Origin of the sequence: Taklimakanibacter albus (assembly GCF_016595235.1) — a bacterium.
Classification (GTDB): Bacteria; Pseudomonadota; Alphaproteobacteria; order Rhizobiales; family Aestuariivirgaceae; genus Taklimakanibacter; species Taklimakanibacter albus.
In genome coordinates this window covers 2012289-2018810 of sequence record NZ_JAENHL010000008.1, presented here as the reverse complement: position 1 = coordinate 2018810, position 6522 = coordinate 2012289, and the positions used below count along the sequence as shown (strand labels likewise).

5 protein-coding genes are annotated in these 6522 nt (G+C 63.6%); all 5 read right to left on the bottom strand.

The features are described 5' to 3' along the window. Window positions 1-162 precede the first annotated feature (162 nt). On the bottom strand, window positions 163-1782 hold the full coding sequence (locus tag JHL16_RS32585; RefSeq protein ID WP_200189004.1) for an ABC transporter substrate-binding protein: 1620 nt from the start codon (window positions 1780-1782) through the stop codon (window positions 163-165). A gap of 47 nt (window positions 1783-1829) precedes the next feature. Beyond that, window positions 1830-2750: an ABC transporter permease gene (locus tag JHL16_RS32580; protein ID WP_200189003.1), complete on the bottom strand. Its 921-nt coding sequence runs from the start codon at window positions 2748-2750 to the stop codon at window positions 1830-1832. Then, window positions 2750-3601, bottom strand: coding sequence for an ABC transporter permease (locus tag JHL16_RS32575; RefSeq protein ID WP_200189002.1), 852 nt, complete (start codon window positions 3599-3601; stop codon window positions 2750-2752). The genes JHL16_RS32580 and JHL16_RS32575 overlap by 1 nt, the downstream gene beginning before the upstream one ends. Window positions 3602-3854: 253 nt before the next feature. After that, window positions 3855-5486, bottom strand: a complete 1632-nt coding sequence (gene pgi, locus JHL16_RS32570) for a glucose-6-phosphate isomerase (RefSeq protein ID WP_200189001.1) — start codon at window positions 5484-5486, stop codon at window positions 3855-3857. 3 nt (window positions 5487-5489) lie between these two features. Then, entirely contained in the window at window positions 5490-6440 is a 951-nt protein-coding gene (locus JHL16_RS32565) for a carbohydrate kinase family protein (protein WP_200189000.1), read from the bottom strand. Between the last annotated feature and the right edge of the window lie 82 nt (window positions 6441-6522).

The following is a 6522-nucleotide window of genomic DNA, read 5'->3' as shown; positions in this document are numbered from 1 at the left end:
GAACCGGCGGAAGAACTCCGCCGAAATGCGACAGGCTTCTCGGTCTGTTCCCCCTCACCCTCCCGATGCTGCGCATCGGGCCCCTCCCTCTCCCCCGTTGGGGGCGAGGGTAAAGATGGGATCGCGGAAGACAGATAGGCCATCGCGAGATAACTCATCCTGCTACTGGGCGTCTTTCGCGAAGATGTAATCGTAGTTGACCGGGATATGGATCGGGTCGGTGAAGAGCGAAGGGGCGCCGCCGAGCCTGGCCGAATGATAGGTGAAGCGCTTCTCGTTGAAGACCGGCGCCCAGGGTGCGTCCTTGAGCACGTCGTCGAACACGCTCTTCCATTCATTGATGCGGGTTTCGGCCTGATCGGCCTTCACCATCGCATCGGCATTCTCGGCGCGCCCGTCGAGCTCCTTGTTGCAGTATTTCGACCAGTTCCAGCCGCCTTCGACGGCGCCGGCGCAGCCGAGGATGCCGTAATAGAAATTGGCCGGATCCGGGAAGTCGGCGATCCACGCCATGCCGCCCGACCAGATCATCGGCGCTTTGCCGGTGCCGCCGGCGGCGATGACTTCGGCCTGCGCCAGCGAGCGGATCTCGGCCTTGATGCCGATGGCCGCGAGATCCTGCTGGATGGCTTGCGCGATGCGCGGATTGGGATCGACATTCATCGCATAGAGCTCGGTGGTGAAGCCTTCCGGCTGTCCCGCCTCGGCAAGCAGCTTCTTGGCGCCGTCCGGATCGTAAGCGTAACCCTTATTGTCCTTGTTGTAGCCGGGCATCGCCGGCGGCAGCGCCTGGCTGGCCGGTACGCCGCGATTATTGATCAGCCTGACGATACGGTCCTTGTTGATCGCCATGTTGACCGCCTGCCGGATCTTCAAATTGTCGAAGGGCGGCTGGGTCACATTCATGGTCACATAGCCGGTATGGAGCTGGTCACCTTCGGCGATCAGGTCCTTATTGGCGGGATCCGCCATGATCTCGGTGAACTGTGCGGGCGGGATGCCGTCGCCGACGATATCGACCTCGCCGTTCTTCAAGCGCAGAATGGCGACCGTCGGGTCCTGGCCGAATTCGAAGGTGAGCTTGTCGAGATAGGGCACACCCTGGCGGTAATAATCCTTGTTGCGCTCGAGCACGATGCGCTGGCCCGGCACCCATTCGCTGAATTTGAAGGCGCCGGTGCCGACCGGCTTCTTGCCCCAATCGGCGCCGGCCTTCTCGACCTCTTCCTTGGGCACGATATAGGCGAAGTTGATCGCCATCAGATGCAGGAAGGTGGCGTCGGGCCGGGTCAGGGTGAAGGAGATCGTCTTGTCGTCGATGATGCGGATGCCGGAAAGCTCGGTGGCCTTGCCGCCGGCCAGCGCGTCATAACCATCGATGGCGCTGAAATAGCCGCCGCCCGGGCTCTGCGTCGCCGGGTTCACGGCGCGTTCGAGCGAATATTTGACGTCCGCTGGCGTCATGGCCCGGCCATTGTGGAATTTGACGCCGTCGCGGAGCTTGAACGTGTAGGTCAGGCCGTCATCGGAGACGGTGTAGCTTTCGGCGAGATCGGGTTCGAGCTCGGTGGTGCCCGGCTTGTAGTCCATCAGCCCGTCGAAGATCGACTTGATGACCGACCAGTTCTGCCAGTCATAACCGACCTGCGGGTCGAGGGTGGTCAGGTCGTTATTGAAGGTCACCACGGCGGCGCCCCCCTGCTTGGGGCTTTGCGCCAGGGCCGCCGGAGCGGCGGCGAAAAGGGCCAAGGCGGCGGCGGTCGAAATCAGCAAGGCTCGCATGTCTGTATCTCCCGGTTATTTTATATATGAACTAATAAAGGCGTATATCAGCGCAAGCGGATGCGCGGGTCAATCAGGGGGGCGACGAGGTCGGCCAGAAGATTGCCGGCCACGATGAACAAGGCGGCGACGGTCGTTATTCCCATGATGATCGGGATGTCGAGCGACTGGATGGCCTGCCACATCAATTGCCCGATGCCCGGCCAGCCGAAGACATTCTCCACCACCACGACGCCCGACATGAAGATCCCGACATCGAGGCCGATCATGGCGATGATGGGCAATATGGCGTTGCGCAGGCCGTGGACGAGCATCACCCGCTTCTCGCTCATGCCCTTGGCGCGGGCGGTGCGGATGTAGTCCTGGCGCAGGATCTCGATCATCGAGGAGCGCATCATGCGTGAATACCAGCCGCCGCCGGCCAGCCCCAGGGTGACGGCGGGCAGGATCAGGTGGCTGAGCGAGCCATAGCCGCTCAACGGGAACCAGCCGAGCAGATAGGCGAAGAAATAGAGGAGGCTGAGGCCCAGAACGAATTGCGGCGTCGACACGGTGAGGAAGGACAGTGTCATCGCCACCTTGTCGCCGGTCTGGCCGCGCCTGGCCGCGGCATAGAGCCCGGCCGGAATGCCGATCAGGAGCTCGGCGATGATCGCCCCCAGCATGAGCAGCAAGGTGGCCGGAAGCCTCGACGCGATGAGCGGGCCGACTTCACTTTTCCGGGCATAGGAAATGCCGAAATCGCCCTGCGCCAGGCGCTGGGCATAGGCGGCGTATTGCTGGATGAGCGGCTTGTCGAGGCCGAGCTGAATGCGGATCTGCTCGCGCATTTCGGGCGTCGAATTGCGCCCGGCGATCATCGCCACCGGATCGGCGGGGATGAGGAAAGTGAGGCAGAAGGTGACGATCGTCACCCCCACCAGGATGAGGGCCGAGGCCGAGAGCCGCTTGGCGAAATAGAACAGCATCAGCGCCGCCCCCGCTGCGTCGGGTCGAGCGCGTCACGCAAGCCGTCGCCGGCGAGATTGAAGGCGAGCGCCACGATCAGGATGGCGGCCCCCGGAATGAAGACGAGCCACGGCGCGTTGAGAAAATAGGACTGGCTTTCGAAGATCATCATGCCCCAGGCCGGCGTCGGCGGCTGCACGCCACGGCCGAGAAAGGAGAGCATCGCTTCGAGCAGCACCGTGGTGGCGATGCCCAGTGTGGCATAGACGATGATGGTGGGGACGAGATGCGGAATGAGATGGTGGAACAGGATGCGCGGCGTCGAGGCGCCGAGGGCGCGCGCCGCCTCGATATATTCGCGTTCGGCGAGCGATGTCGTCTCGGTATAGATGACGCGGGCGATCTGCACCCAGTTGACGAGCGCGATGACGACGATGACGATGGAGAGGCCTGGCTTCAGGATGGCGGCGAGCGCGATGGCGAGCAGCAGCGGCGGAAACGCCATCATCAGGTCGGTGAAGCGCATGATGGCGGCGCCGATAAAACCCTTGGCATAGCCGGCGATGACGCCGAGCAGCGTGCCGATGAGCACCGCGATGCCATTGGCGACGAGGCCGATCAGCAGCGAGGTGCGCGCACCATAAAGGAGCCGCGAGAGCTGGTCGCGGCCATTGGTGTCGGTGCCGAACCAGAAACGCTCATTGGGCGGCAAGGGCGAGCCTTCGAGGGTGAGCCCGTCGAAAAACTGCTCGGACGGATCATAGGGCGCCAGCACCGGGGCCAGCAGAGCCGCCAGCACGACGATGGTGATGACCACGAGCCCGAACAACGCGACCCGGTCTTTGCTGAATCTCTTCCAGAAGGAGGACATGCCGTCTGAGTGAGGCTGAAGGGCTTGAGACTGTCAATAGTCACCCTCGCCCCGCGAAGCGGGGAGAGGGAAGGGGCCCGCCGCATTGCGGCGGGAAGGGTGAGGGGCACCCGGTCTCTTGGTGCAATGACAAGCAAACTTATTTCGAATACCGCGTCGGCTGGAAAGGGTAACAGGGACGCCCCTCACCCTCCCAACGCTGGCGCGTTGGGTCCCTCCCTCTCCCCTCTTCGAGGGGCGAGGGCAAAAATCCCTACCGCAAGCCCCGCAGATGCGCCACCAGTCCCTGGGTCGACGCGTCGCGCGCCGAGGCGTCTTCCTTGCCTTCGACGATCGGCAGGAGGCCGGTCGCCAGCTCCTTGCCGAGCTCGACGCCCCATTGATCGAAGGCATTGATGTTCCAGATCGCCGCCTCGGTGAAGACGCGGTGCTCATAAAGCGCAACGAGCCGGCCGAGCGTCTGCGGATCGAGCTTCCGGTAGGCGATGGTGAGCGACGGCCGGTCGCCGGTGAAGACGCGATGCGGGGCGAGCCTCGTCGCTTCCGCGTCGCTCTTGCCCTGGGCGAGCACTTGCGACTTGGCTTCGGCGAGCGTGCGCCCGCGCATCAGCGCTTCCGATTGCGCCAGGCAATTGGCCATCAAAAGATCGTGATGGATGGGAAGGCCCGGCTCATGCGACTGCGCGCCGATCAGGAATTCGACCGGGATCACGCTGGTGCCCTGGTGGATGAGCTGGAAGAAGGCATGCTGGCCATTGGTGCCGGGCTCGCCCCACACCACCGGGCCGGTCTGGGTCTCGGCCGGCGTGCCGTCGCGTTCGACGCCCTTGCCGTTCGATTCCATGTCGAGCTGCTGCAGATAGGCCGGAAGCCTGGCGAGGCGCTGGTCGTAAGGGATCACGGCGCGTGTCGCATAGGCGCAGATATTGCGGTGCCACACGCCGATGAGGCCCAGCGTGATGGGCAGGTTCTGCTCGATGGGCGTGATGCGGAAATGCTCGTCCATCTCATGCGCGCCGGAGAGGAAATGAGCGAAATTCTCAGGCCCGATGGCGATCATCAAGGGCAGGCCGATGGCCGACCACACCGAATAACGACCGCCCACCCAGTCCCAGAAGCCGAAAGTTCGCTCCTCGCCGATGCCGAAGGCCTTGACTTTGTCGAGCGCCGTCGAGATCGCGGCGAAATGTTTGGCGACCGCCATCTCGCCCAGATGTTTGACGATCCAGTCGCGCGCCGAATGCGCATTGGTCATCGTCTCGATGGTGGTGAAGGTCTTGGACGCGATGAGGAACAAGGTGCGCGCCGGGTCGAGAGTCTTCAGCGTATCGGCCAAATGCGCGCCGTCGACATTGGAGACGAAATGCAGCCTTGGCCCGTCATGATAGGGCGCCAGCGCCAGCACCGTCATGGCGGGGCCGAGATCCGAGCCGCCGATGCCGATATTGACGACATCGGTGATGCGCTTGCCGCCCGCCGTGGCGATGGCGCCCGAGCGCACCCCGGTGGCGAAATCGCGCATCTGGGTGAGGACGTGGTTCACCTCGGGCATGACGTCCTTGCCGTCGACACGGATCGGCCGGTTCGAACGGTTGCGCAGCGCAATATGCAGCACGGCGCGCTGCTCGCTGGTGTTGATGAGCTCGCCCGCGAACATCTGGTCGCGCTTGCCCGTCACGTCGCTCGCGACCGCGAGCTCGCGCAGGAGCTTCATCGTCTCGTTGGTCACCGCGCATTTCGACCAGTCGAGCAGCAGGTCGTTCAGGCTGAGCGAGAAATGCTTGAAGCGCAAAGGATCGTCGTTGAAGACCTGGCGCATGTCGCGCAACGGCTTCTTGGCACGATGCTGCATCAGGGCATCGAGAGCGCGTTTCGAGACGGTCATGCTTTATCCTTCGCGTAAGTGAGCCAGCTCATGGGCCCAGGGTGGATCGGCGCCGGGTCGCGATACCGTAACCGCGGCGGCCGTAATGGCCAAGTTCAATGCCGCGAGCACGCTTGTCCGGTCAAGTGCCGCTATGGCAGCCTTGCTCAGGAGGTTTCCGCCATGGAGCGAAGCGAGAAGCCCGGCGGTGAACGTATCGCCCGCGCCGATCGTGTCGGCCACCGTCACTTTGGCCCCGGGAATCTCGCATTTGAACTTGGACGTGAAAGCGACGGCTCCATCTTTGCCGCGGGTGACGACGACCAGCTTGGCGCCGCGCTTCAGCCAGTCCTGGGCAAAGGCCTCGATGCCGCTCTCCGGCGCCATCCAGGCGAGATCTTCATCGCTCAGCTTGATGATGTCCGCCATTGCCACGATGCGTTCGACGCGGGCGCGGTGCTGGCCACGGTCCTTGATGAGATTGGCGCGGATATTGGGATCGAAATGGATGACGCGTTTCTGATGCTCGCGCCGGCACAGGGCTTCGAAGGCGGAACCGCATGGCTCGAGAGCCAGGGGAAAGGAGCCGAGATGGAGCGCTGCGACGGCATCGGGCAAGGCCGGCAGGTCTTGTGGCGCCAGCATCCGGCAGGCCGAGCCCTCATCGATGAAGGAATAGCGTGCCTGGCCGCCCTCGAGCTTGACGAAGGCCGCGATCGTGTAGCGCTCGGAGACGGGGCTGAGCGAAATATCGACATGGCTGGCCGACAGCGCCTTGCGCAGCTCATCGCCGAAGAAATCGCTGGACAGGCCGCCGAGGAAAGCCGAGGCGATGCCGAGCCGGCCGAGCGCGACCGCGGTATTGAAGACCGATCCGCCGACCTTGGGCTCGAAGGCCGCGGCGCCTTCCTGCGTGAGGCGCGGTATGAAATCGGTCAGCGCCTCGCCGCAACAGAGTATGGTACCCGCCTTCATGTCATCCCCTCACGTCGTGACGGCCGCACTAGCCGCCCGATTGCCACTCAACACATAAACCGGGGCAAGTTCATTTGTCGAT

Excerpts from the sequence above, each read along its gene's own strand:
- JHL16_RS32585 (WP_200189004.1), bottom strand. The coding sequence starts at position 1,782 with ATGCGAGCCTTGCTGATTTCGACCGCCGCCGCCTTGGCCCTTTTCGCC.
- JHL16_RS32580 (WP_200189003.1), bottom strand. The coding sequence starts at position 2,750 with ATGCTGTTCTATTTCGCCAAGCGGCTCTCGGCCTCGGCCCTCATCCTG.
- JHL16_RS32575 (WP_200189002.1), bottom strand. The coding sequence starts at position 3,601 with ATGTCCTCCTTCTGGAAGAGATTCAGCAAAGACCGGGTCGCGTTGTTC.
- pgi (WP_200189001.1), bottom strand. The coding sequence starts at position 5,486 with ATGACCGTCTCGAAACGCGCTCTCGATGCCCTGATGCAGCATCGTGCC.
- JHL16_RS32565 (WP_200189000.1), bottom strand. The coding sequence starts at position 6,440 with ATGAAGGCGGGTACCATACTCTGTTGCGGCGAGGCGCTGACCGATTTC.